Origin of the sequence: Streptomyces sp. NBC_01224 (assembly GCF_036002945.1) — a bacterium.
GTDB lineage: Bacteria > Actinomycetota > Actinomycetes > Streptomycetales > Streptomycetaceae > Streptomyces.
In genome coordinates, this window is sequence record NZ_CP108529.1 from 2498588 (window position 1) to 2524745 (window position 26158).

A 26158-nucleotide genomic window follows, 5' to 3' on the forward strand; every position below is an offset into this window, starting at 1 on the left:
CGGTGGAGTTAGGAGACCGCTTCGTCGAGGCGGTCGGCCTGCTTGTCCTTGAGCGGGCCGATGACGGAGAGCGAGGGGCGGTGTCCGAGGACCTCGCCCGCCACCGCGCGGACGTCATCGGGGGTGACCCGCGCTATCCGGGCCAGCATGTCGTCGACCGACATCTGGTCGCCCCAGCACAGTTCGCTCTTGCCGATACGGTTCATCAGCGCGCCGGTGTCCTCCAGGCCGAGAACCGTGGAGCCGGAGAGCTGCCCGATGGCGCGGCCGATCTCCTCGTCGCTCAGCCCTTCGGACGCTACCCGGTCGAGTTCGTCCCGGCAGATCTTGAGGACATCGTGGACCTGGCTGGGACGACAGCCCGCGTACACGCCGAAGAGTCCGCAGTCGGCGAAGCCCGAGGTGTACGAGTAGACGCTGTAGGCGAGGCCGCGCTTCTCCCGTACCTCCTGGAAAAGGCGTGAGCTCATGCCGCCGCCGAGGGCGGTGTTGAGTACGCCGAGCGCCCAGCGGCGGTCGTCGGTGCGGGCCAGGCCGGGCACGCCGAGAACGACATGGGCCTGCTCGGTCCTGCGGTTCAGCAGCTCGACGCGGCCCGCGGTGCGCAGGGTGCGGGAGCCCTGGCGCGGGGCGACCGGGACGGCTTCGGTGCGGGACAGGGCGCCCGCGCGCTCGAAGGCCTTGCGGACCTGGCGTACGACCGTGGCGTGGTCGATGTTGCCCGCGGCGGCGACGACCAGGTGCGTGGGGTCGTAGTGCTTCTTGTAGAAGCGGGCGATCCGGCCGCGGTCGAGCGCGTTGATGGTGTCGACGGTGCCGAGGACCGGGCGGCCGAGGGGGGTGTCGCCGAGCAGCGTGTGCGCGAACAGGTCGTGCACGCAGTCGCCCGGGTCGTCCTCGGTCATCGCGATCTCTTCGAGGATGACGCCGCGCTCGGCATCGACGTCCTCGGCGGTGATGAGCGAGCCGGTCAGCATGTCGCAGACGACGTCGATGGCCAGCGGCAGGTCGGTGTCGAGGACCCGCGCGTAGTAGCAGGTGTACTCCTTCGCCGTGAAGGCGTTCATCTCGCCGCCGACCGCGTCGATGGCGGCTGAGATGTCGAGGGCGCTGCGCTTGGCGGTGCCCTTGAAGAGGAGGTGTTCGAGGTAGTGCGTCGCACCGTTCAGGGTGGGGGTCTCGTCGCGTGATCCGACGTTGGCCCAGATCCCGAAGGTGGCGGAGCGGACGGAGGGCAGCGTCTCGGTGACGACCCGGAGACCGCCGGGAAGGACGGTGCGGCGGACCGTACCGATGCCGTTGGTGCCCTTGAGAAGCGTTTGGGTACGGGCGACGGCCCGCGCCTTCGAGGAGGCGCGGGCCGTCGTCACGGAACTACGGGACGTCACTTGGCGGCGTCGTCCTTCTTCTCGTCCTCTTCACCCTCGATGACGGGGATCAGGGAGAGCTTGCCGCGGGAGTCGATCTCGGCGATCTCGACCTGAACCTTGGCTCCGACGCCGACCACGTCCTCGACGTTCTCCACGCGCTTGCCACCGGCGAGCTTGCGGATCTGCGAGATGTGCAGCAGGCCGTCCTTGCCCGGCATGAGGGACACGAACGCACCGAAGGTGGTGGTCTTGACGACCGTACCCAGGTAGCGCTCGCCGACCTCCGGCATGGTCGGGTTGGCGATCGAGTTGATCGTGGCGCGGGCGGCCTCGGCGGCCGGTCCGTCGGCGGCACCGATGTAGATGGTGCCGTCGTCCTCGATCGTGATGTCGGCGCCGGTGTCCTCCTGGATCTGGTTGATCATCTTGCCCTTGGGGCCGATGACCTCACCGATCTTGTCCACCGGGATCTTGACGGTGATGATCCGGGGGGCGTTCGGGGACATCTCGTCCGGGACGTCGATGGCCTCGTTCATCACATCGAGGATGTGGAGGCGGGCGTCGCGGGCCTGCTTCAGCGCGGCGGCCAGGACCGAGGCGGGGATGCCGTCGAGCTTGGTGTCGAGCTGGAGCGCGGTGACGAACTGCTTCGTGCCGGCGACCTTGAAGTCCATGTCGCCGAAGGCGTCCTCCGCACCGAGGATGTCGGTGAGGGCCACGTAGTGGGTCTTGCCGTCGATCTCCTGGGAGATCAGGCCCATGGCGATACCGGCGACAGCGGCCTTGAGCGGCACACCGGCGTTCAGCAGCGACATGGTGGAGGCGCAGACCGAGCCCATGGACGTCGAGCCGTTGGAGCCCAGCGCCTCGGAGACCTGGCGGATCGCGTAGGGGAACTCCTCGCGCGTCGGCAGCACCGGCACGATGGCGCGCTCGGCGAGCGCGCCGTGGCCGATCTCACGGCGCTTGGGCGAGCCCACGCGGCCGGTCTCACCGACGGAGTACGGCGGGAAGTTGTAGTTGTGCATGTAGCGCTTGCGGGTCACCGGGGAGAGGGTGTCCAGCTGCTGCTCCATGCGGAGCATGTTGAGGGTGGTGACGCCCAGGATCTGGGTCTCGCCACGCTCGAACAGCGCCGAGCCGTGCACGCGCGGGATGGCCTCGACCTCGGCGGCGAGCGTACGGATGTCCGTGACGCCACGGCCGTCGATGCGGACCTTGTCCTTGATGACGCGCTCGCGGACCAGCTTCTTGGTCAGCGAACGGTACGCGGCGGAGATCTCCTTCTCGCGGCCTTCGAAGGCCGGGAGAAGCTTCTCGGCGGCGATCTCCTTGACGCGGTCCAGCTCGGCCTCGCGGTCCTGTTTGCCGGCGATGGTGAGCGCCTGGGCCAGCTCGGACGTGACGGCGGCGGCGAGTGCCTCGAAGACGTCGTCCTGGTAGTCCAGGAAGACCGGGAAGTCGCCGGTGGGCTTGGCAGCCTTGGCGGCGAGGTCCGACTGGGCCTTGCAGAGGGCCTTGATGAAGGGCTTCGCGGCCTCGAGACCGGCGGCAACGACCTCTTCGGTCGGGGCCTCGGCGCCGTCCTTGACGAGCTGGATGGTCTTCTCGGTGGCCTCGGCCTCGACCATCATGATCGCGACGTCGCCGTCCTCCAGGACGCGACCGGCGACGACCATGTCGAAGACGGCGTCCTCGAGCTCGGTGTGCGTCGGGAAGGCGACCCACTGGCCCTTGATCAGGGCGACACGGGTGCCGCCGACCGGGCCGGAGAAGGGCAGGCCGGCCAGCTGCGTGGAGCAGGAGGCGGCGTTGATCGCGACCACGTCGTACAGGTGGTCGGGGTTGAGCGCCATGATCGTCTCGACGATCTGGATCTCGTTGCGCAGGCCCTTCTTGAAGGAGGGGCGCAGCGGGCGGTCGATCAGGCGGCAGGTGAGGATCGCGTCCTCGGAGGGCCGGCCCTCACGACGGAAGAAGGAGCCGGGGATCTTGCCCGCGGCGTACTGCCGCTCCTCGACGTCCACCGTCAGGGGGAAGAAGTCGAGCTGGTCCTTGGGCTTCTTGGAAGCCGTGGTGGCCGACAGCACCATGGTGTCGTCGTCCAGGTACGCAACGGCGGAGCCGGCGGCCTGCTTGGCCAGGCGGCCCGTCTCGAAGCGGATGGTGCGGGTGCCGAAGGTTCCGTTGTCGATAACGGCCTCGGCGTAGTGGGTCTCGTTCTCCACTAGCGTTTTCTCCGATACATATCGTCTTCTCGCCCCCACGCCCGTGTGGCGGGGGACGGTTGCGGAGAAGCGCTCCATCGGCGGGCCGGTCTTCGATCGAAGCACCCGGGTTGCTGTGTCCGGGGGCCACTACCGAGGACCGGCGGCGGGGAGTCTTCCTCTCGCTCGTCTGTGGGACGTTCTGCGACCAGGTTACTGAGATTCGGCTCAGCTTGGCATTCCGGTCGTGCGGGCGGGCCCGCCACATCCCGTACATACATACGTACGCACAATCGTACGTACAACAAAGGGAGCGGCCCCCTCAGTAGTGGGAACCGCTCCCTTCACGGCGTATTACTTGGCGCCGCCGGCCGCACCGCGGCGGATGCCGAGGCGGTCGACCAGGGCACGGAAGCGCTGGATGTCCTTCTTGGCCAGGTACTGCAGAAGGCGGCGACGCTGGCCGACCAGGATCAGCAGACCACGGCGGGAGTGGTGGTCGTGCTTGTGCGTCTTGAGGTGCTCCGTCAGGTCCGAGATGCGGCGGGAGAGCATCGCGACCTGGACCTCGGGGGAGCCGGTGTCGCCCTCCTTCTGGGCGAACTCGGACATGATCTGCTTCTTCGTAGCGGCGTCGAGCGGCACGCGTACTCCTCTTTGATGTTCGATGCGTCCACGAGTGCCCCTGGTCTTGATCGCAGGGGTTCTTCCGTTACTCGGGGGCGAAGGTCCGATGAGCGCAGCTCCCAGGATGATCCGGGAGCGCGTACACAAACGGCCGTCACCCAGCGTACCAGTCCGGCGGAGCCGGTTCGGTCGGGGGTGCGATGGCCCGGGAGCGGCCGGGGAGCCGCCTTGTCCTCGATCGCTGGACGGGCTCTTTTGCCCGGCTGAGCCGGGTTCGGCCGGGCGGGCCCCCGGGGTCAGCTGGTGAGGGCGCGGATCGAGTGGTACAGATCGAAGACTGCGAGGCACAGGGGCATCAGCGTCAGAAGCACACACGCCTCGGCGATCTCCAGGAAGCGTCCCCAGAACGGGGTGACTCCCTTGCGCGGCACGATCAGCCCTATGGCAGTGATCAGGGCGGCGGCGCCGGCAACGGCTGCGGTGATCCAGATCGTATGGATGTCGAGCGCGGTGCTGTCCCCCATGACAGCCTCGCGCAGCATTTCGGTCGGCGGATTGAGGGACAGGCCGAGGCCCAGGAGCACAAGTGCGCCGAGACCCGCCGCCAGGGCGCAGCCGACCTGGGCCGTGTAACGGAACAGATGGGAACGCATCAGCATGGCGACTCCGGTGGCGAGCGCCAACAACTGGCCCCAGATGTTGTCCGAGAACCCCAGGACGGCTGCGGCGCCCACGGCCACCAGCGCGCATCCGCCGACCAGGCCGACGAGCAGTTCGTGTCCGCGCCGCGCCTGGGCGGCGATGCGGTCGGCGTCGACCGGGCCCTGCGGCGCCGGTTCGGACGTCCCGTAGTCACCGGCGGTGGTACGGGGCGGCTCGAAGCCGATGGGAAGGCGGGCGAAACGGGTGGAGAGACCGGGCAGGAAGGCGAGGACACCCACGGAGAGCGGGGCGCACACCGCCGCGGTCTCGGCAGGCTCCATGCCGGTCGTGATCGCGATGAAGGTCACCAGCAGACCGATGGCGGCAGCGAACACGAACGCGACGAAGAGACCGTCCCCGCCAGGGGCGGCGATCATGAGGATCACCGCCGCCACCAGCACGGCGGCGCAGGCGAGCAGGAACTGGAGCCTGCCGATGCCCTGGCCCTCACCGAGCGGCAGCAGCCCGGCACCGGCGACCGCCGCGTTCGCGAGCGCGCCGATCCCCAGAGCTGTCGACGATCCCCGGTCGTCATAGACGCGCGCACGTACGCACGCGAGCGCGAGAGCGAGTACGGCAACGACAGCAGCAAGAACGCCGGGCAGGCCGTGCATGTCGTGCCGGACGTCGGAGGTCCACAGCACGAAACCGAGCAGGACCAGCAGGACCGAACCGCCGAAGAGCCCGGCTCCGCGCATGAGGCTGTCGCCCCAGAGGGTGCGGTCCCGGACGACGGCGGAGGCGACTGCGTCGGAGACGTCGTCGAAGACCGCGGGGGGCAGGGACTCGGAGAAGGGGCGCAGGGACAGTAGTTCACCGTCGAGGATGCGCTGGCCGGCCAGGGTGCGCCCGCCGTCGAGGACGGTGCCGTCGCGGCGCACCAGGTGATAGCCGACCGGAGCGCCCTGGGCGGGGCTCTGCCCCGACAGCCGGAGGATCTCCGGGTACAGGTCGGCGACCGGGATGTCCTCGGGCAGCGCCACGTCGACGCGACTGTCGGGTGCGACGACCGTGACCCGGCAGAATCCGGTTCCGTTGCCGGCCGGAACTCCGGGACCCGGCCGACCTTGTCCGGTGGCCGCCGCTTGGGCCGTCATAGTCACCTGCTGCTCCCCCTCATCGTTCCACTGAAACGAACCCCAGGATCGCGGGCCTCGCTCGCGCCCCGAATGACCGTTTCCGTGCGGTAGTTAGCGAATGCTTACACGCGTCGCGACACCCTATCGCTCCCGGTGTCATCTCGTACGCCAGTAGGATCCTCCCGCGGATGGAGCCCGTCGCCACGGGGGCGCCGATACGAACCGTTCTGTCCGGCAAGGGAATTGGTGAGCTGTGAGCCAGATCGTCGTCAAGCGCCCACCGCGGGCCCTGCCCTCCGAAGTACCGGGCGAGCAGGTGCAATTGCAACCTCCGCCCGAACTTCCTCGCGGTCAGCAGGAGGGGGTGATGATGCAGCTGCTGCCGATGCTCGGCATGGGTGGTTCCGTCGTCTTCTTCTTCATGACCCCGAACCCGATCATGCGGATCATGGGCATGATCATGATCGCGTCAACGGTCGCCATGGCCGTTGCGATGCTCGTCCGCTTCCGGCGAGGCACCCAGGGACAGCTCGCCGACATGCGGCGTGACTATCTGAAGTATCTGACGCAGACCAGACGCGCCGTGCTGAAGACAGCCCGCAAACAGCGCGACGCACAGTTCTATCTCCACCCGTCGCCGGAGCAGTTGTGGGCGCTTGTCGCCGAGGGCAGCCGAGTGTGGGAGCGCCGCGTCGGTGACGCCGACTTCGCGCAGGTACGCATCGGCCTGGGCAGTCAGGAACTCGCCACACCGCTCATCGCGCCCGAGACCGCGCCGGTCGATGAGCTGGAGCCGCTGACCGCTGGGGCGATGCAGCAGTTCCTGACGACCCACAGCACACTGGACGGCCTGCCCATGGCGGTCTCGCTGCGCGCTTTCTACCACCTGACGATCAGCGGCGAAGCGGAGTCCGTCCGTTCCACGGCCCGTGCGATGGTCGGTGCACTCGCCTCGCTGCACTCCCCCGAGGACCTGATCATCGCCGTCGCGACGGACCGGGACGCCGCGCCGCGCTGGGAATGGGCGAAGTGGCTTCCGCACGTCCAGGCCCCGGACTTCATCGACGGTGCCGGCGGCCGCCGGCTGATCAGCACGAGCATGGCGGAGTTGGAGGAAATGCTCGCGGGCCGGCTCGACGGCCGGCCGCGCTTCCAGCCCGATGGACAGCCGCTCATGGACCAGCCTCATGTCGTCGTCGTGCTCGACGGCCAGTCCGTATCGCCCGTGTCGGCGCTCGCTGCGGCCGAGGGCCTCCAGGGTGTGACGGTCGTCGAGGTCGTACCGGGTGAGGTCAACGGGGCACGCGGCGGCCTGTCCGTCACGGTTCACCCCCATTCGCTGCGGCTGGAGTCCGGCCACGGTCTGGTCTACGACGGCCTTCCCGACCTGCTCAGCTATGAGGCCGCCGAAGCACTGGCCCGGCAACTGGCTCCGCTCCATGTCGCCTCGGGCGGGGACGACGACGAGCCGCTGCTCGCCAATCTCGAATTCACCGATCTCCTGAACCTCGGTGACGCGGCATCGATCGACGTCAGCAGGACCTGGCGGGCCCGCTCCCAGGCGGAGCGGCTGCGCGTCCCGATCGGCGTCGGCGAGGACGGCAGCCCCGTGATGCTGGACCTCAAGGAAGCGGCGCAGGAGGGAATGGGGCCACACGGCCTGTGCGTCGGCGCCACCGGTTCCGGAAAGTCCGAACTGCTGCGTACGCTCGTACTCGGCCTTGCCGTCACCCACACCTCGGAGACGCTCAACTTCGTCCTCGCGGACTTCAAGGGTGGTGCCACCTTCGCCGGTATGGCACAGATGCCCCACGTCGCAGCCGTGATCACCAACCTCGCGGACGATCTGACGCTGGTTGACCGCATGGGTGACTCCATCAGCGGTGAGCTCAACCGCCGACAGGAGATGCTGCGCGACGCGGGCAACTACGCCAACATCCACGACTACGAGAAGGCGCGTGCCGCGGGCGCTCCGCTGCAGCCCATCCCCTCCCTCGTCCTGGTCATCGACGAGTTCAGCGAACTGCTGACCGCCAAGCCCGACTTCATCGAGATGTTCGTGCAGATCGGACGCATCGGCCGTTCGCTGGGCGTCCATCTGCTGCTGGCGTCGCAGCGCCTCGAAGAGGGGCGGCTGCGCGGTCTGGAGACCTATCTGTCCTACCGGATCGGCCTGCGCACGTTCTCGGCGGGCGAGTCCCGGGCGGCGCTGGGTGTGCCCGATGCCTACCATCTGCCCAATGTCCCCGGTTCCGGCTACCTGAAGTACGGCACGGACGAGATGGTGCGCTTCAAGGCCGCGTACGTCTCCGGGGTGTACCGCTCGGGCGCCCAGTCGGCCGTATCCTCCGGCCCTCTGCCGGTGGACCGCAGGCCGGTGGTGTTCACGGCGGCTCCGGTGCCGGTGCAGTACGTACAGCCGAGCCCGCAGACCGGGGCCTCGGTGCCCGAGGCGCGTACACCGGAGGATGACGCCCTGGCCGACACGGTGCTCGATGTGATCGTGCGCCGGCTGGAGGGCCGGGGAGCCTCCGCGCACCAGGTGTGGCTCCCTCCGCTGGACAACCCGCCGTCGCTGGACGAGCTCCTGCCGGGACTCTCCGCGGTCGAAGGCCGTGGGCTGACCCAGCCCGGATTCGAAGGTTCGGGCCGCCTCGTCGTACCGCTGGGTGTGGTCGACAAACCGTACGAACAGCGGCGCGACACGCTCTACCGGGACTTCTCCGGTGCGGCAGGCCACATGCAGATCACCGGTGGTCCGCAGTCCGGCAAGTCCACGCTGCTGCGCACACTCATCGCGGGCTTCGCACTCACCCACACGCCCCAGGAGGTCCAGTTCTACGGACTCGACTTCGGTGGCGGCGGTATGGCCTCGGTCTCCGGTCTGCCGCACGTCGGCGGGATCGCCTCCCGGCTCGACCCGGAGCGGGTGCGGCGTACGGTCTCCGAGGTGTACGGGATCATGGCGCGGCGCGAGGAGTACTTCCGCAGCGCGGGCATCGACTCCATCGCCACCTTCCGCAGGCTGCGGGCGCGCGGCGACATCTCGGTCACGGACCAGCCGTGGGGCGACGTCTTCCTGATCATCGACGGCTGGGGCAACTTCCGTACGGACTACGAGGGCCTGGAAGCGGCGGCCGTGGACATCGCGGCACGCGGCCTCGGATACGGCATCCACCTGATCGTCACGGCGTCGCGCTCCATGGAGGTCCGGGCCAATCTCAAGGACCACCTGATGAACCGGCTCGAACTGCGGCTCGGTGACGTCATGGACTCCGAGCTGGACCGGAAGGCCGCGGTCAACGTGCCGGCCGGCGTGCCCGGTCGTGGTCTCACACCGGAGAAGCTGCACTTCATGGCCGCGGTACCGCGGATCGACGGCATCAACTCCGACAGCGACCTCTCCGAGGCGACGGCGGCCATGAACCAGGAGGTCGCCCGGCACTGGACCGCGGCACCCGCCCCGGCGGTCCGTCTGCTGCCCCGCGAACTCCCGGTGCACGAACTGCCCGCGGGCCACGCGCATCCGGAGCGGGGTATCGCGTTCGGTATCGACGAGAACAACCTGGAGCCGGTCTTCCTCGACTTCGAGCGCGACCCGTTCTTCCTGGTGTTCGGCGAGAGCGAGTCCGGCAAGTCCAACCTGCTGCGGCTGCTCATCAAGCAGCTGACCGAGAGGTACGACGGTAACGTCTGCAAGTTCTTCGTCATCGACAACCGGCGAGCGCTCCTGGACGTCACCCCTGCGACGCACCTGGCGGAGTACGTGCCCATGTCCAACAACATGGAGCACCACATGGACGCGCTGTACGACCTGATGAAGCGCCGTACGCCGTCGCCCGACGTCACGGCACAGGAGCTGCGCGAGCGCAGCTGGTGGAGCGGCCCGACGGTGTACGTGGTCATCGACGACTACGACCTGGTCTCCACGTCCAGCGGGAACCCGTTGGCCAAGCTCACGGAGATGCTGCCGTTCTCACGTGACGTCGGCGTCCGGTTCATCATCGCCCGTAGCACGGCCGGCGCCGGACGGGCCCTGTACGAGCCGTTCATGCAGCGCATCATGGAGCTGGGCGCGCAGGGCCTGATGCTCTCGGGCGACCCCATCGAGGGGGACGTCCTCGGCAACGTACGGCCGCGCCCGATGCCCCCGGGGCGCGGGGTCTTCGTCACGCGGCGGCGCGGAAATCCGCTGGTGCAGTCCGGGCTCATGGCTGGGGAGCGGTAGGGCTGCCTGCGGGGCGGACGGGGCAGTCGGGACGGCCTGTGCGGCTGTTCCCGCCTGCCTCGTACTCCGCGCGCTCTCCGCGCCGGGAATGGGGCGGTGGCTCGCGCGGCTGCGGACCTGGACAGCTTCCGATTCCGGAATCGGGAGAAGATCAAGGACCTGCCATCCGAGGGCCTGGGGGCGATGGGCGACTACAACGCCATGGTCAGTACGGGCTGCGCGGCCCCGACGGCGGACCACCTCGTTGTACTGGTCACCATAAGTCTCAAGACGAGCGGCGACGTTGCCGAACGTCGCAAGCACATCAAGGCCTTCACCCTCGACTTCGTACCGAAGGTGAAGAAGGCTCTCGGCTGCACGGCCTGACACCCACGCCCCACGGCCCGCTCTCCCGGGAGATGGCCGTGGGGGCGACGCCGCATGCAGCGCAGACCCTGTGGCCGTCCCTTGAGGCGGCCACAGACGGCGGGCTCGGGGAAGAGAGCAACGCTCGTTTCGGCACTGTGGGTTTCAAGTCCGAGCCGGGTGCGGTGGCTCAGGTGCGGGTCGACTCACGGGCGCCCGGAAGGGCGACATCGACGACGCTCTCATCAAAGACATGACCTCGCTGTTCAGCGTGCGTGCCGAGCAAGCGCAGAAGGGCGACAGGCCCTCCGCCACACTCGGCAGCTGATCACTTGTGGCAGTAAAACGCCGTGCAACGGCCGTTACGCCGGCAACAGGAATCTGAAGGCCTGGTGAGCGCCCCATACCTGCTGAGCCTCCGAGACGGGTAATGGGGCTGCTCCGGGGTCTGGTTACTGCGCCCCTGCCTCGTGGCAGGGGCGCCGCGTTGTGCTTGGCTTGGTGTTCGGGACACAGGTCAGGGTGGGCACCTCCCGCGCGTGCCCACCCTGACCTGTGTTCTGCCGAGTTCTACTCGAAGTTGGCCCTCGCCCGCTTGTCGCCGGCATGGTAAGCAGCACCAGCTTCGCGCACCTTGCGGGAGATCTCGCTCAGCGCGGTGTGAATCTGCCTGGCGTCCTCGTCCCAGCCGGCCTGAGCAGTGTCATAGGCGCTCTTGGCTTCGCCCACCCAGAGCTCGGACACATTGGCGATCATCCGCTTGATGGACGCGAGGTCCTCCTGGAGCTGCTTGCTCTGCCGGTCAATGGCACCGGCTGCGAGATCCAGGCTCGAGTAAGTGACAACCATCGTGCCGTCGTTGTTGTTCGGCATGCGGTCCTCCCGTGTTATCTAGGTTTGGTATGAAGGCCTCGTACGTGGTACGGGCGCGGCAAGGTCAGAATTTGTTGAGGTTCGAGATCCTGGCCTCTGCGGTCGCGTCACCCGAGTAACCGTCGACGACGTCGATGCCCTGGAGGGCCTGCCTGACTTCGTCTTCGGTGTTGCCCGAAATGGTTCGCGCCGCCTTGATGGCCTCCTGGTAGTTGAGGAGCCGACGGGCGATGCTGACCATCTTCAGGTTGATCTGTTCCTGCTTCGTGTTGAAGGCGCCGGCGCCGATGCCCTTCCAGGCGCCTTCCAGGCTGTCGATCGTCGCCTGTAGGGTCTTCAGTTGGCCCTTCACGGAGTCGAACCGCGTGGAGAGCTCACCCTCCAGCTTGAGGAGAGCGGCATCTGAGAGCTTCTGATCGGCCATGTTTTCGGCTTCCTTTCTGGTGCTCTTATTCGGTCCGGCTTTACTCGCCGGTGGGTACGGGTGAAGAACCTACGGTCAGTCAGGCGGTGCGGCGCTTACGGACGAGCGCGAAGGCTCCGCCGCCGAGCACGATTACCGCTGCCGCTCCGCCGATGATCAGGCCGAGCGAACTGCCGTCGTCCTTCTCCTTGCTGGAGCCTGCCACGACGACGTCGTCAGCCTTTTCTTTCTTCTCGGGCTGTGACGAAGCTGGTGCAGACGGGGCGGGGGAGGCCGAGGAGCCGGACGTCTTTTCCTTGGTGAGGGGGCTGATGTCCGGGGCGCCGGGGTTGCCCTTGCCCTTGAGGATGTTGACGGCCGGACGAATGATGCCGTGGCCGAGGTAGTTACTGAGGGTGCCCTTCTCCCAGTCCCCTCGTCCAGCCGTATCGAACAGGACGCTGAGAACCTGATTGGCCGTCCAGTCGGGGTGGGCGGACCAGATCAGGGCGGCGGAGGCTGACGTGATGGCAGTGGCCTGGCTGGTCCCGCCCTCGGAGTCGCAGTAACGCTGAAACTTCGCATCGCACCAGGTTGGAATGCCGTCTCCGGGAGCAGCGATGTCTACGCTGCTTCCGTGCTGAGAGTACGTGGAAGCCTTGCCAGTACTGTTAGTTGCGGCGACGCCTACCACCTGCGGATACGAAGCGGGAAACTGTTCCTTGTTTCCCTCCCCGGCATTGTTTCCAACCCCAGCAAAGAAGAGCTTCCCCTTGCTTTCCGCGTACTTGACTGCTTCTCGTTCTCCCCGGCCTGGGAAATCGCTCGCCATCGACATGCTAATGATCCGCGCATCGCTGTCCGCTGCGGCCCGGATAGCGTCTTCGGTGTCATGGGCGTTCACGGAGTGCTTGTTCTGAAACTCCGTATCGGTGACTCGAAAAGGGATGATCTTCGCGCCCGGAGCGAGGCCTTGAAGCCCCCCGCCCTTACCCGTTCCGGCAATCAGCTCGGCCATGGTTGTGCCGTGCCCGTCATAGTCATCGTACTCATCGCCGCCAGCTCCTGTGGCGTCGAATCCTTTCAGGACCTGCCCTTTCAGGGATGGTGTCGACGGGTTGACGCCGGAGTCGATGACAGCAACCTTGATGCCTTCGCCTGTGGTGACCTGCCACATCTCCTCCGCATGCATCGGGCCGAGATACCACTGCTTGGACTGCACGTCCGCCGCAACCGCTGGGGTTGCCGCTCCTGCGAATCCCACGCTCCAAGCAGCAGTCACAGCCATCGCGCCGAGTAGACGCCCACGCAATCCGACAGGCATGCGGCGTTTCCGGGTCTGGCTCATTCCTGCTGTCATCCTGACTTCCGAACCTTCCCTGTATCTACTCGATCACCGGAGGTGCGACTCCACGCCGTCCGGCCTCCCACGTCTCTCTGTCCTCAGTCAGGTAGTCCGGACGCGCCGTTCCGCCATCGTGGCCCTCACGGTCGGAGTCACCCCGGCCTGCGGGCCCACGCACGAGGCCTGCTCCCCCAGCCGTGAAGCCCTCTGTGCCCGAGCCGGTCCCGGCTGCACCACCACGAGGCGTACCCACGACTCCGTTCGAGCTGGGAGTGCCGCGCCCACCGGGACGGGGCACGCCGCTCGCGCCGCCGGCTCCGATGACCCCTCGCCGACCGGCGCTACCGGCAAGGCCGCCGCGCGCTTGCGCTGCTTCCCCGGCGCCGATGACCGTTCCGCGTGGAACAGCACGAGCCCCGCCAGGTGTGCCTGTATTCGTAGCCGCACGCTGAGGTGTCCCGCCCACGATGCCGCTTCCTCGGCCGACGCGGGGACCGGAGGGTCCGGACGCGCCTGCATGGCCTCCTGCCGTCGGCCTTCCACCAGTCACACCGGACCGACCGGCAACGGGTGCCTGGCCTCCACCGGCGCGCCCGGTCGTGCCTGAGCCATCGCTCACGGGGGCTGGGCGTCCAACTGGTGCTCCGGTGCGTCCATTCACCCCAGGGTCACTATGTGTGGAGCCGCCAGGTCTGACCACGCCGTTTCCGGGCTGGCCGATCGCTCTGGGCATGCCGGTCGACATCGTGGGTCGTCGCGAGTTCCCTGTCACAGGGTTCAGCAAGGGAGTCGCCGTGGGCTGGGTCGGACCGCCGCCCGGACCTGCAGGACTTGTGGTCGAAGGCGTGGGGGATGGACCGGAATCGGTCACTGGGGCTGGCGGAGCAGCAACACTGTTGATCTCAGTCGATGTGCCCTTGTCGGGAACAGGCAAGGCCGACCCGAGTTCCTCAGCGGACGTCCTGTGCCTGGTATTGCCTGAACTGCTGACTTCATGCTTCGCGGTGGGCTCCGACGCACCCCGCGTCGTGCTGCTGACCGACGGCTCGGCGCTTCTTGACGAGCTGCCGGAATCAGATGTCCTTTCGATGCGATTCAGGGGCCGCGGCATCGCAACATCAAGCTTCTTCTCGAACCGCGGCGGCTCCTGCGCCGCCAGCGTCTCCTCCGAAACCGAGTAGTACGACGCCAGTCGGTTCGCCTGGTTGATGGCCTCCTGGCGGTCCTTCTCGACCTTCACCGCCGCGGCGTACTCCGGGTTGCCATCGATCCGCTTCGGGGCCTCGATGTCCTCCACGGACTTGCGGTCCAGGCGGTTGTCGCGCGGCGGCAGGGATTTGCGCACCGAGGCGAGGCCCGTGCCCGCGACCGTGATCTGTGTCCCGGCCGTCTCCGCGAAATCGCCCAGCTTCATGGCGTGGGCGACCAGGCCGTTGCCCCAGTCGCGGAAGGCAATTCCGGACTCGCCCTCCCAGTCGACAGCCTTGATGAAGTCGCTCAGCTCATCCGCGGCCTTGTTGATGGCCGACCTTGCCGTCAGGAGCGCCTCACCCGCGTCTTCGAGGTGCTCCGGATTGGAGTTCTCGATCAGGTCGATCATCGCGTTGAGCTCGTGGCCCTCGAACGAAGTCCGTCCTGAGGAGCCCGAACGCCCGAAGCCGAATGACTCCATGACGTTCTGGACCTGCCGGTTGACGTCAGTGACGATCAGCTGGGCCTGGACGCGTTGCTGGTCCTGCGCCTGCTGTTCCTTGGGGGTCGGTTCCGGCTGCTTGTCGTCACTCATCAGCTATCACCCAGGTCGTCGTAGGCAGAGCCGGCCTTGCTGTCGGAGCGCGGCTGCTCAGGCTTGTCGGTCTTCTCCGCCTGCACCTTCTCCTGCTCCTTGTCCAGGCGGACCTGGATCTCGTAGAACCGGCGCCGCACGTCGTCGTCCACGTTGTCGAAGCCGACGGCCGCCGCGTGCACGCCGAGGCTCAAGTACTCGATCTGGTCACCGAGAGACTTGGAGAGCGAGACGAGCGCCTCGTGGACGCGGTTGTACTGCGCGTACAGCCCGTCCGCCTCCGCGAAGCACGCGTTCTGACCACTCAGGGCAGCACGCGACACCGTCTGCGCCGCAATCTTCGACTTGCCGGCTGCCGAACCCTCGAGGTCCGCAAGGAGCGTATTGACACGCCCCCTGAACGTCTCCAGCGCGCCAACACCACGCCGGAGGTCGCCCCGGCCTCCCCCGCCACCACCTGGATCGGTCACGATCCCGCCCCTCCCCGATTCCCCGTTTGCTCAGACTTGTTCACTCGTTGCTATCGCACCCGTGTGAACAAGTCTGACCTCATTCCACAAACTCTATCCACTGGCTACGAGAGGACCAACCCTCTTATCCATCACGTAACTTCCGCAGACCCTTCCGTTGTTGATGGCCTCGTCAGGCATTGCCGGCTCTTCCCAGGCGCCTGGCCCGCCGTCGGGTGTCGCGCACGGCCACGGCGATACCCGCAATCGCGGCGACCAGCACTGCTCCGCCCACCACCACGTAGGTCGCCAGGCGTTCGTTGCGTTCGTCCGCCGTTTCGCCCAGGTGGAGTGACGCCGGTGTCGGCGCTTCGCCCTTGCTCACACCTTCGTTCGCCACCGGGCTTTCGATGGGCTTGTCGTCCTCGGTCAGAGCACGCACCGGGTCGACGACGCCCCAGCCCACCAGACGGTCGTGTCCCGCGACCGAGCGTTCCGCCGTCTGCTCGATCTGGGCGACGATCTGCTTCTGTGTCCAGTCCTGGTGCTTGGCCTTGATGAGGGCGGCGACTCCTGCGACGTACGGGGCAGAGAAGCTGGTTCCGTTGTCGGCGCAGTGTCCGCCGCCGGGCACTGTCGAGATCATGTCCACGCCGGGGGCGGCCACGTCCACGAACTCGCCGGACTGGGAGAAGGCCGCCCGCTCGTTGTTGCGGTCCGACGCGGCCACGGCCAGGACACCGTCGTACGAGGCCGGGTAGGTCTCCTTGACGTTGCCGCCCAGCCCGTCGTTGCCTGCGGAGGCGACGACCACGATCTCCTTGGCCAGGGCGGCGTCCACCGCCTTTTTGAGGGCGGGCGCGGGCTTCACCGCGTTGGCCGTGTCCTGGGAGATGTTGATGACGTTCGCGTGGGCGACATCGGTTGCGTAGTGGATGGCGGCGGCCAGCGTTTCGGTTGTTCCGTGGCCCTCGGCGTCGTTCTGCTGGATCGGAATGATCGTCGCGTCCGGAGCCAGGCCGGTGAAGCCGGTGCCCTTCGCCTCTCGCGCGGCGATGATTCCGGCGACCTTGGTGCCGTGACCGACCGTGTCGGTGGTGCCGTTCTCGTTGCCGCGCTCGATCTTGTTGCCGTTCTCGTCCTTGAGGTTCTTGTCCAGGAAATTGTGGCCGCTCCTGGTATCCACGGCCGCCTTGAGCTGAGGGTTCTTGACGTCCACGCCCGTGTCGATGACGGCCACCCGTACCCCCTTGCCGGTGGACTGCTTCCACAGCTCGTCCATCAGGACGCGCTGCAACGACCAGGGGCGGCCCGCGTACTTCTTCCCGTGGAAGGTGCACTGGGTGGAGTCGTCCGCGGCGGCGGGCAGTACGGGCAGCGTGACGAAGAGGACGGCGGTGGCGGCTGCGGCTGTCAGCGGGCGCCGGTACGGAAAGGAGTGCGTCGTCATGTGGATACGCTCCTCAGGAACCCTGCGGCTGACGGGCCGCGCCAGTCGACAGGCGTGGTCCCGTGGGCAGGAACGAGGACCAGGCGGCCGGGATGGGCGCGGGCGTGACTTCCTTGTATCCGAGCCGGTTCTGCGCTTGTTGCGCCTCCTGCTGCCGCTGCGCCTTCTCCTCCTTCGAGCCTGATTCACCGATGCCGGAGTCGTCCTGCACGCTGTCGCCGTTGGACTGCATGGCATAGCGCAGACCGGTGTCGGTGACCAGGAAGAGGGGGCCGGAGTCGGCGCTGGCCCCCTTGAACTGCCGGAAGAGCTGTCCGGATCCGGGGGTGACGTAGGCGCTGCTCGAGCCGGTGGGGAGCGTTGCGGGGAAGCCCGTGCCCGCCCACGTGCTGAGCGTGCTGGCCCCGTCCTTCGTAGCGACACCGCGCAGGACGTTGCACACGGTGTTGCGACTGCCGGCCGCGGCGCTCGCGGAGTTGACGGGCGTCGGCTCGCTCGTGGGCCAGTCCATGTCCTGCCCGAAGGCCTCGCCGGGCTCGAACGCTCCGGCGCTGACATGCCTCTCCTTGCCGTCCTGGCCAAGGTTGACCAGGGGCCGGCTGCTGAGCAGGAGCTTGGCGACGAAGTCCGATACGGGGGCGACCCGGCCGGGCAGGACCACGTACTGCTGGGTCTTGGTGCCGGATGTCGCCGCGAGGACCATGCCCACCTTGTTCGCCTTGGGCGGCAGCTCCCCCGGAATGCCCGCGTCGGCGCCGGGGGTTCCGGGGACGGTCGGGAAGTCGACCGCGTCTCCGGAGTGCAGGGTGTCCAGCCACGCGGCGGAGACCCGCTGGGGGGCGCGGCCGTCGCCGAGCAGGGCGCGCAGCAGCAGTTCGTCCTTCTTCACCTTGTACGCCTTGCCCGCGGCGTCCACGATGTAGCGGGTTCTGTCCGGTCCCGGTCCCTCGACGTACATCAGCTCACCGCCGTGCAGCCGGCCCGCGCCCTCGGTCTTCTTCTGGTCGCGCTCCGCGAAGACGAACGCCGCCTTCTGGATGGCCCTGCCGCCCTCGCCGGGCCGCTCGCAGACGGCCCACCGCTTCTTCGAGCCGGCTTCGTTCTTGTCCGGCAGCCGGTCGGGGGCGTACGGGATGCCAAGCGTGGCACCGTGCGGGATCTTACCGCTGTCGAGGATCGATTCGTCGACGTTGATGACCTTGCCCTTGTCCGGGTCAAGGAGGAGCTTGGCGCTGGACATGTTCAGCACCGGGTGGAGCTGCGTCTTGCCATCGGTTTTCAACACCACATAGCGCGTGGTGGATTTGCTGGCGATGATGACGTTCTCGTAGGGAGTGTCCCATTTCTGGGGTGCTACGGGTTTGAACATCCCCCAGGCTCCGAACGCCGCGAGGATGACGACGCCGACGATCGCACCGGGCATCACCGCACGCAGGGGGCGCGGCGCACCCTCCTCCGATCCGCTCGGGTTGGGTTGCAGGAACTGTGCGATCAACCTCCGCTTCGCGAAGGTGTAGGCGTTGAGTTCGTCCCGCCGTGATGCCATCTGTCCGCTGCCCCTTTTCCCCAGTGGGCGACCAGGTTCCCACACACGTCGTCGCCACTGCCGTCGACTGGGCCCCCTACTATGCCTGTTGGCACTTGACCGTCACTGCTCAGGTAGGGTGATCGCCCGGTCAACGCCCGTGAAACGAAGCGGTAAACAGGGATACGAGGGGGCAATGCGGCGATGGGTGCAGCGACGCGCGAGCGCACGGGGCGGTCTACCCATCGAGCGTCCAGCCCTTCTCGAAGGCAACACGGCAACGAGCCGGCCGGCGCAGCACCCGCCCCGTCGGTGAACGCCCCCGCGGCGACGACTCTGCGGCCGATCTCGCGGACCGGTCGCCTCGGTCCCCTGCTCCGCCAGATGGTGCTCGTCGAGGCGGCCCTGGCGGTCGCCGCGGTGGGTGCCGCGCTCGGCGGTCCCTGGCTGGTGCCCGCAGTCGCGGTCGCCTGCCTGCTGGTGCTTCTCGCGGTGGTACGTCGCCGGGGCCGCGCCGTGCAGGACTGGCTGTCGACGACACTCTCCCTCCGCGATCGCAGGCGGACCGCCGTGGCATCCGCCGCGGATGCGGAGCCTCAGTTGGCGCCGGTCGCGGAAAGTGTGCCGGGATTCGCTCCGTACATCTACGTCGACCGGGACCGCCGCACGGTGGGCATGCTCGGGGACGGCACGTTCCTGACCGCTGTCGTACGGGTCGAGGCCGGCGGTGAATCGCTCCGCCAGGCGCTCGGTGCGCGGGCGCTTCCGCTGTCCCTCCTGGGCGATGCCCTCTCGGTGGACGACATCGTGCTGGAGTCCGCGCAGCTCGTGCAGCAGGTACGCCCCGCTCCGGCGCAGCATCTGCCGCAGCAGTCGGCGGCGCGGCTCTCCTACACCCCCCTTCAGGAGCAGGCCGGGGCGCCCGCGCTGCGGATGACCTGGGTGGCTGTGAAACTGGATCCGGAACTGTGCCGGGAGGCGGTCGAGGCGCGCGGGGGCGGAATCGGCGGAGCTCAGCGCTGTCTGGTTCGGGTTGCGGACCATGTGGCGAGCCGGATCACCGGCGCCGGATTCCGGGCCGTGGTGCTGGATCAGGAAGAGCTGCACTCCGCCGTGGCGACATCCGCGTGTGCCAATCCCATCCTGTCGGCCCGCGTCGGACGTCAGAATGCCGCGCCGCAGCGGCGGACGATGGAGACATCGAGGGTCTGGCGGTGCGACGACCGTTGGCACACCGCCTATGCGGTGGACCGTTGGCCCGAGTTGGGCCGGGGGGCGACTCCTCTCCCGCGCCTCGTATCGCTGCTGACCTCGGTCCCCGCGTATGCGACGACCTTCAGCCTGACGGTGCGGCGTGGTTCCCACCAGGGCGCTGTGTCCGTGTCCGGTCACGTACGGATCACTGGCGGATCCGATACCGAACTGGTCGGGGTACGAAGGACATTGGAGCAAGCCGCACGGCACGCCAAGGTCGGCCTGGTGCGGCTGGACCGCGAGCAGCTGCCGGGCGTGCTGGCGACGCTCCCGCTGGGAGGCGCACAATGACGAATCGCATCGAGCCGAGGCGGGGACTGCGCGGCCCTCGCCACGCGGGGCACACCCTGGCGGCGGAGCACCTGGGCGCGCTGTCCTTGCCGGTCGGGGACGACGGCGTGATCATCGGCAGCGATGCCGACGGACGCACGCAGATGATCGGGTTCCACCGCCCGGCACCGTACGACGTCCTGTTGATCGGCGGCCTGTGGACCGCGCAGGTGCTGGCGCTGCGCGTGGCGGCCACGGGTGCGCGGGTAGCGGTCGAGACCGGGCGGACCCAGGCCTGGACCACTCTGGCGCAAGCCGCGGGTGCCGGTCTTGAGTGCGTCTCCCTCCATGACGTGGGCCGGGTTCCACCGACCGGAGCGACCGTGGGCAGCCCGGTGGTGGTGGTGCGCGACTGTGGCATGCGCCCGCCCCGTGGCCGGGTGGTGTCCTCGCCATGGCAGTCGGTGTTGACGCTGCTGCCCTATCTGAGCCCTGTGGCGCCCCGGTTGATGCGGGCGTCGACGCTCGTGGGTATCCAGCGGGTCTCGCCCGCCGAGGCGGACCAGATCGGCCGGATCCTGGGGCTCGCTCGGGCCGAGAGCGAGGCCCTGCCCACCCTGGCGGACGGTGTCACGCTCTGGGTGGCGGGCCGCGAGCGCCACTGGGTGATGACCAGCGCGACCGACATCGAGAACGGCCTGCTGGGCACTGCTCGCCGGATGGACTGAATACTGTTTCGTTCGCGACCCCGGGCCTGCCGCTTCCAGGGAGGATGACCGGGGAACGACACGGTTCGATCGAAGGGACGCCGGCATGGGCACCCAGCAGGAAAAGGAAGAGCTCTACGCTCTCGACATCTCGGATGTGGAGTGGCTGAGCGCACCAGGGACCGAGAACGTCGAGGAACGGGTCGAGATCGCGCATCTGCCAGGCGGTGCAGTCGCCATGCGCTCGTCACTGGAACCGGAGACCGTGTTGCGGTACACGGAGGCCGAGTGGCGCGCCTTCGTACTGGGCGCACGGGACGGTGAGTTCGACCTCACGTAGGCAAGGGTCGGGTGAAAGGGTGGCTGTCCGAACACGGCGGCCACCCTTTCACCACGCCTGGACATGTATCGAATTGACCGCTTCGGTCTGTGTGCCCTGCCGTACTCGGTTCACTTGAGGGCAGTACGTGATGTACGGGACAGCTCTTGCAGTGCGGTACGGCCTGCCGGAGCGGGCCCCATGACGATTAGGGTGGGTCCGGGCGCGGCAGAAGAACCTGCGGGCAGGCGATGCGTGTCCCGGGGGAAGAGCCGGGCGGTTAGGAAGACGGAAACGGTCGCCCCCACCCACCACGGCACAAGGGTGCTCGACCACACCAGGAGGCAAAGTGAACGGCGATCGGGACGAGATCCGCGGGGGCTGGAACAAGCCCGTCGACGAGTCGTCCGACGCGGAGCCCGCCGAGATGACGGGTGAGTTCACCATCGACTACACCCCGCCCGCCTGGTACACGCAGAACGCGCCGGGTGACTCGTCGGGCGGTGCCGGATCGCACCTGGCGCCGCCTCCGCCGCCCAACGGTGCGCCGTTGTCCGTGCCCGCGCCGCCGGTCGGGGGCGGCTTCGATCCCAACTGGGCTCCGGCGCCGCCCGCGCCGGCTCCGGCACCAGCTCCGATTCCGGCACCGGCTCCCGCACCGGACCCGGCTCCTGTTACGGCTCCGGCTCCTGTTCATTCCGCGGCGGGGGACTCCGCTCCTTCTCCTGCTCCTGCAGAGGGCGCAGGAGCAGGGGCTCCCGACGGGATGACGGACCCGTTCGGGGGCGGTGATGTGGAGAGTGGCGCGACCATGCGGTTCTCACCGGCCGCGCTGAAGCGGGAGATCGCGGAGCGCGAGGAGGCGCCGAGGAACGCGGACGGGGACGTCTCGGGTTCGGGATCCGGTTCCGTGAGGGCCGGTGCTGACGGTGCTGACGAGGGCGAGACCCCCAGTTCCGGTTCCGCGCAGGCGACGGACTCGGCTGATGAGCCGAACGGCGCTGCCGCCACGGATTCCGGTGCCGATGCAGAGGCGACTGCCGAGACTCCGGACGACGCCACGAGCGGTGCTGCCGACGGACCGGAGGGCGCCGCGCCCTCGGACGCCGTCACGGACGCGGCACCCCAGGACGTACCGCCCTCCAACGTACCCCAGGACGCACCGGCGCCCGCCATGCCGACCCCCTGGACCCCGGCGCCGCCGCAGGGCGGTCTGCCGCCGCTGCCACCCACCTTCCAGCCCGCCACGCCGCAGCCCTCCGCGCCCCAGTCGGCGCCGCAGTGGCCCGCCCGGACTCCGGCCGACCAGGCGTCCGGCGGCTACGGATTCCCGAACGCCGGAGCGCCTCAGCCGCCTCAGGCACCACAGCCTCCGCACGGTGGCTATGGATTCCCGCAGCAGCCCGCTCCCCCGCAGCAGCAGGGACCGGCGCAGGACGGTTACGGGTTCCCGCAGCCACCCCAGACGCCGTACACACCGCAAACTCCCCAGCCGCCGCAGGCCCCCCAGCAGCCCCAGGGTGCTTACGGCTTCCCCCAGCCGCCGCAGGCCCCCCAGCAGCCCCAGTGGCCCGCGCAGCGGGGCGTGCCGCTGCCGCCGCAGGTCCCCCAGGCGCCCCAGCAGCCGGTCCGGGGCACGCCCGATCTGCCCGCGCAGGTCGCCCCGCAGCCGCCCGCGCACCAGCAGCCGGCCCACCCCCAGCCGCAGCAGCAGGGACAGCCCGTCGACCCGCGGACCGGCGCCGCCTGGCCGACCCCGGTCACCCACGACCAGCGCGAGCGCTCCGTGCCCGGCGCCCCGCTCGGGTACACGGCGGCCGTGGAGCTCTCCTCCGACCGGCTGCTCCGTAACAAGCAGAAGGCGAAGAGCAGCCGTACGCCGTCCAGCGCGGCCCGCTTCAAGCTGGGCGGCAAGAAGGAGGAGGCCGAGCGGCAGCGCAAGCTCAACCTGATCCGTACGCCCGTGCTGTCCTGCTACCGGATCGCGGTCATCAGCCTCAAGGGCGGCGTCGGCAAGACCACGACGACCACCGCCCTCGGCTCGACCCTGGCCACCGAGCGGCAGGACAAGATCCTCGCCATCGACGCCAACCCGGACGCGGGCACGCTCGGCCGCCGGGTGCGCCGGGAGACCGGGGCCACCATCCGTGACCTGGTCCAGGCGATCCCGTACCTCAACTCGTACATGGACATCCGCCGCTTCACCTCGCAGGCGCCCTCCGGCCTGGAGATCATCGCCAACGACGTGGACCCGGCGGTCTCCACGGCGTTCAACGACGAGGACTACCGGCGCGCGATCGATGTGCTGGGCAAGCAGTACCCGATCATCCTGACCGACTCGGGCACCGGCCTGCTCTACAGCGCGATGCGCGGAGTGCTGGACCTCGCCGACCAGCTGATCATCATTTCGACGCCGTCGGTCGACGGTGCGTCAAGCGCGTCCACCACGCTGGACTGGCTGTCGGCGCACGGATACGCGGAACTCGTGCAGCGCTCCATCACCGTCATCTCGGGTGTCCGCGAGACCGGCAAGATGATCAAGGTCGATGACATCGTGCAGCACTTCGAGACGCGCTGCCGGGGCGTGGTGGTCGTACCGTTCGACGAGCACCTGTCGGCCGGTGCGGAGGTCGACCTCGACATGATGCGGCCCAAGACCCGCGAGGCGTACTTCAATCTCTCCGCGATGGTCGCGGAGGACTTCGCGCGCGCCCAGCAGCAGCAGGGGCTCTGGACGTCGAGCGGCTCCAACCCGCCCCCGCAGTACGCCCCACCGATGCCCGGCCAGCAGCAGTACTCCCCGCAGCAGCCGTACCCGCCGCAGCAACAGCCGTACGGCGGGCAGCAGCACCCCCCTCAGCCGTACCCCCCTCAGCCCGGTCCCGGAGTGCAACAGAACGGCTGGCAGCAGTCGTTGCCCTCCCAGGCGCAGTCCGCGGCGAGCCCGGCCGGACCGCCGCCGCCTCACCAGCTGCAGCCCGGTCAGCCGGGTCAACCCGGACAGCCGATCCCGCCCGAACTGCAGGGTCCCGTACCGCCCGCGGGTTGGCCGCAGCAGCCGCCGCCAGCGCCTCAGCAGTAAGGCAACAGAGGTCTAAACCAATGAGGGCCCGCACCGTCTCCACGGTGCGGGCCCTCTGCGCATTCCCGCAGACCACACGCCGTTTCGGTGACCGTTGACGCGGCTCGACCCCCGCTGATAAACCTTCGCTTCACCAGCTGGCGAACCACAGATCAACCCGCCTTCTCCGTGCGAGTCATGACGCGAGGTCCCTGACGATGGTCGAAAGAGTTCCACCACCCCCTGCCCAGCCACGCTCACGTCTGCGTGTCCTCCTGGCCTCCGGGGCCGCTGCTCTGGCGCTGGCCGCCGGATCCATCGTCCCGGGCGTGCCCCTCGGTGCCGCGCCGCAGCAGGCGCAGGCCGCCGACAGCGGCAAGTCGACGCTGACCGTCGCCGTCGCACAGAGCGTCGACTCCCTGAGCCCGTTCCTCGCTCAGAAGCTGATGAGCACGAGCGTCAGCCGGCTCATGTACGACTTCCTGACGAACTACGACCCCAAGGACAACCACGCGGTCCCCGCCCTCGCCACCAAGTGGGAGCCGTCCGCGGACAAGTTGACCTGGACGTACACCATCCGGTCCGACTCCAAGTGGTCGGACGGCCAGCAGGCCACCGCCGAGGACGCGGCGTGGACGTTCAACAAGATGATGACCGACGAGGGCGCCGCGCAGGCCAACGGCAACTTCGTCGCGAACTTCAAGAAGGTGACGGCTCCGAGCCCGACACAGCTGGTCATCGAGCTCAAGGAGCCGCAGGCCACCATGGCCGCACTCGATGTGCCGATAGTCCCGAAGCACGTCTGGGAGAAGGTCGGTGACTTCTCCAAGTTCAACAACGACACGAAGTTCCCGATCGTCGGCAACGGGCCGTTCATCCTGACGGACTACAAGGTCGACCAGTATGTGAAGCTCAAGGCCAACAAGGACTTCTGGCGCGGTAAGCCGAAGTTCGACGAGCTGGTCTTCAAGACGTACAAGGACCAGGACGCCGCGGTCGCCGCGCTGCGCAAGGGCGAGGTCTCCTTCGTCGCCGGCTCCCCCGCCCTGACGCCCGCTCAGGCCGCCTCCCTCAAGGGCGAGAAGAACGTCAAGGTCAACGAGGGTCCGGGCCGCCGCTTCTTCGCGCTCGCCACCAACCCGGGCGCGCAGACCAAGGACGGCAAGAAGTTCGGCAACGGCAACAAGGCCCTTCTCGACCAGAAGGTGCGCCAGGCCCTCTTCCTGTCCATCGACCGCAAGACCATCATCGACAAGGTCTTCCAGGGCCACGCCGTCGAGGGCCAGGGCTACATCCCGCCGCGCTTCTCCACGTACTTCTGGCAGCCCTCCGCCGACCAGAGCCTCGCCTACGACCCGGCCAAGGCCGCCAAGCTCCTCGACGAGGCGGGCTACCCGCTCAAGGGCGACCAGCGCGTCGGCAAGGACGGCAAGCCGCTCGACCTGCGCATCCTGTGCCACGCCACGGATCCGAACGACAAGGCGATCGGCAAGTACCTCCAGGAGTGGTGGGGCAAGCTCGGCATCGGCCTCAAGGTCGACTGTCTCGACAACGTCTCGGTGCCGTGGTACGCCGGTGAGTACGACCTCGCCTTCGACGGCTGGTCGGTCAACCCGGACCCGGACTTCGTCCTCGGCATCCACACCTGCGGCGCGCTGCCCGTCAAGGCCAAGGACAGCGCCACCACCGACAACTTCATCTGCGACAAGACGTACGACGAGCTCTACAAGAAGCAACTCGCCGAGTACGACCCGGCCAAGCGCGCGGACATCGTCAAGCAGATGCAGTCGTGGATGTACGACTCGGGGTACATGAACATCATCGCGTACCCGAACGCGGTCGAGGCCTACCGCACCGACCAGATCAAGTCGATCAAGACCATGCCCGAGGCGGCAGGCAACATCTACGGCCAGGACGGGTACTGGAGCTGGTGGTCGGCCGTTCCGGCGGGCAGCAGCAGTTCGGACAGCTCCGGCGGGTCCGGCTCCACCGGAGTGGTCGTAGGCATCATCGTGGCGGTCGTGGTACTCGCCGGTGGCGGGCTGTTCATCGCGAAGCGCCGTCGTACCACCGCGGACGACCGCGAGTAATCACACGGAAGGGTTGAGAGGGGCCGGCCGGGGCGGCGCGCAGCCGCCCCGCCGGTTCCTCTAAGTGC

18 protein-coding genes are annotated in these 26158 nt (G+C 68.3%); 8 read left to right on the forward strand and 10 right to left on the reverse strand.

The window, feature by feature from the left end; genetic code table 11:
* Positions 1–8: 8 nt before the first annotated feature.
* From OG609_RS10515 to eccD, 4 genes are all read right to left on the reverse strand, one after another.
* A complete protein-coding gene (locus OG609_RS10515; RefSeq protein ID WP_327272571.1) occupies positions 9–1388 on the reverse strand; it encodes a M16 family metallopeptidase in 1380 nt (459 codons plus the stop codon).
* Positions 1385–3598, reverse strand: coding sequence for a polyribonucleotide nucleotidyltransferase (locus tag OG609_RS10520; RefSeq protein WP_327272572.1), 2214 nt, complete (start codon positions 3596–3598; stop codon positions 1385–1387). The genes OG609_RS10515 and OG609_RS10520 overlap by 4 nt, the downstream gene beginning before the upstream one ends.
* 333 nt (positions 3599–3931) lie before the next feature.
* Positions 3932–4222: a 30S ribosomal protein S15 gene (gene rpsO, locus OG609_RS10525; protein ID WP_003965855.1), complete on the reverse strand. Its 291-nt coding sequence runs from the start codon at positions 4220–4222 to the stop codon at positions 3932–3934.
* A 278-nt stretch (positions 4223–4500) separates the two neighbouring features.
* Entirely contained in the window at positions 4501–6003 is a 1503-nt protein-coding gene (gene eccD / locus OG609_RS10530) for a type VII secretion integral membrane protein EccD (RefSeq protein ID WP_327277999.1), read from the reverse strand.
* Positions 6004–6238: 235 nt separating this feature from the next.
* Between eccD and eccCa the strand changes: the two genes are divergently transcribed.
* Complete coding sequence (eccCa, locus tag OG609_RS10535; RefSeq protein ID WP_327272573.1) at positions 6239–10213, forward strand: type VII secretion protein EccCa; 3975 nt, start codon at positions 6239–6241, stop codon at positions 10211–10213.
* 96 nt (positions 10214–10309) lie between these two features.
* Positions 10310–10579: a hypothetical protein gene (locus tag OG609_RS10540; protein WP_327272574.1), complete on the forward strand. Its 270-nt coding sequence runs from the start codon at positions 10310–10312 to the stop codon at positions 10577–10579.
* Between the two features lie 549 nt (positions 10580–11128).
* Here OG609_RS10540 and OG609_RS10545 read toward each other — a convergent pair.
* The 3 genes from OG609_RS10545 to OG609_RS10555 all read right to left on the reverse strand — a co-directional run bounded on the left by OG609_RS10545 (position 11129) and on the right by OG609_RS10555 (position 13194).
* On the reverse strand, positions 11129–11431 hold the full coding sequence (locus OG609_RS10545) for a WXG100 family type VII secretion target (RefSeq protein ID WP_327272575.1): 303 nt from the start codon (positions 11429–11431) through the stop codon (positions 11129–11131).
* A gap of 64 nt (positions 11432–11495) precedes the next feature.
* Positions 11496–11855 carry a WXG100 family type VII secretion target gene (locus OG609_RS10550; protein WP_327272576.1) on the reverse strand — a complete coding sequence of 120 codons (360 nt, stop codon included), beginning with the start codon at positions 11853–11855 and terminating at the stop codon, positions 11496–11498.
* 79 nt (positions 11856–11934) lie between these two features.
* On the reverse strand, positions 11935–13194 hold the full coding sequence (locus OG609_RS10555) for a S8 family serine peptidase (RefSeq protein ID WP_327272577.1): 1260 nt from the start codon (positions 13192–13194) through the stop codon (positions 11935–11937).
* 716 nt (positions 13195–13910) lie between these two features.
* Here OG609_RS10555 and OG609_RS10560 point away from each other — a divergent pair.
* Complete coding sequence (locus OG609_RS10560) at positions 13911–14360, forward strand: hypothetical protein (RefSeq protein WP_327272578.1); 450 nt, start codon at positions 13911–13913, stop codon at positions 14358–14360.
* A gap of 604 nt (positions 14361–14964) precedes the next feature.
* Here the strand turns inward: OG609_RS10560 and OG609_RS10565 are convergent.
* The 3 genes from OG609_RS10565 to eccB all read right to left on the reverse strand — a co-directional run bounded on the left by OG609_RS10565 (position 14965) and on the right by eccB (position 18410).
* Positions 14965–15435 (reverse strand): hypothetical protein, encoded by a 471-nt coding sequence (locus OG609_RS10565; protein WP_327272579.1) that lies wholly within the window; start codon positions 15433–15435, stop codon positions 14965–14967.
* A 172-nt stretch (positions 15436–15607) separates the two neighbouring features.
* Positions 15608–16864, reverse strand: a complete 1257-nt coding sequence (gene mycP, locus OG609_RS10570; RefSeq protein WP_327272580.1) for a type VII secretion-associated serine protease mycosin — start codon at positions 16862–16864, stop codon at positions 15608–15610.
* A 13-nt stretch (positions 16865–16877) separates the two neighbouring features.
* Positions 16878–18410, reverse strand: coding sequence for a type VII secretion protein EccB (gene eccB / locus OG609_RS10575; protein WP_327272581.1), 1533 nt, complete (start codon positions 18408–18410; stop codon positions 16878–16880).
* A gap of 183 nt (positions 18411–18593) precedes the next feature.
* Between eccB and eccE the strand changes: the two genes are divergently transcribed.
* From eccE to OG609_RS10600, 5 genes are all read left to right on the forward strand, one after another.
* Complete coding sequence (gene eccE / locus OG609_RS10580; RefSeq protein ID WP_327272582.1) at positions 18594–19934, forward strand: type VII secretion protein EccE; 1341 nt, start codon at positions 18594–18596, stop codon at positions 19932–19934.
* Positions 19931–20641 carry a hypothetical protein gene (locus OG609_RS10585; protein ID WP_327272583.1) on the forward strand — a complete coding sequence of 237 codons (711 nt, stop codon included), beginning with the start codon at positions 19931–19933 and terminating at the stop codon, positions 20639–20641. Before eccE ends, OG609_RS10585 begins: the two co-directional genes overlap by 4 nt.
* A gap of 85 nt (positions 20642–20726) precedes the next feature.
* Entirely contained in the window at positions 20727–20960 is a 234-nt protein-coding gene (locus OG609_RS10590) for a DUF397 domain-containing protein (RefSeq protein ID WP_327272584.1), read from the forward strand.
* 328 nt (positions 20961–21288) lie between these two features.
* Complete coding sequence (locus tag OG609_RS10595) at positions 21289–24021, forward strand: SCO5717 family growth-regulating ATPase (protein ID WP_327272585.1); 2733 nt, start codon at positions 21289–21291, stop codon at positions 24019–24021.
* 197 nt (positions 24022–24218) lie between these two features.
* Entirely contained in the window at positions 24219–26090 is a 1872-nt protein-coding gene (locus tag OG609_RS10600; protein ID WP_327272586.1) for an ABC transporter substrate-binding protein, read from the forward strand.
* Positions 26091–26158: the final 68 nt, after the last annotated feature.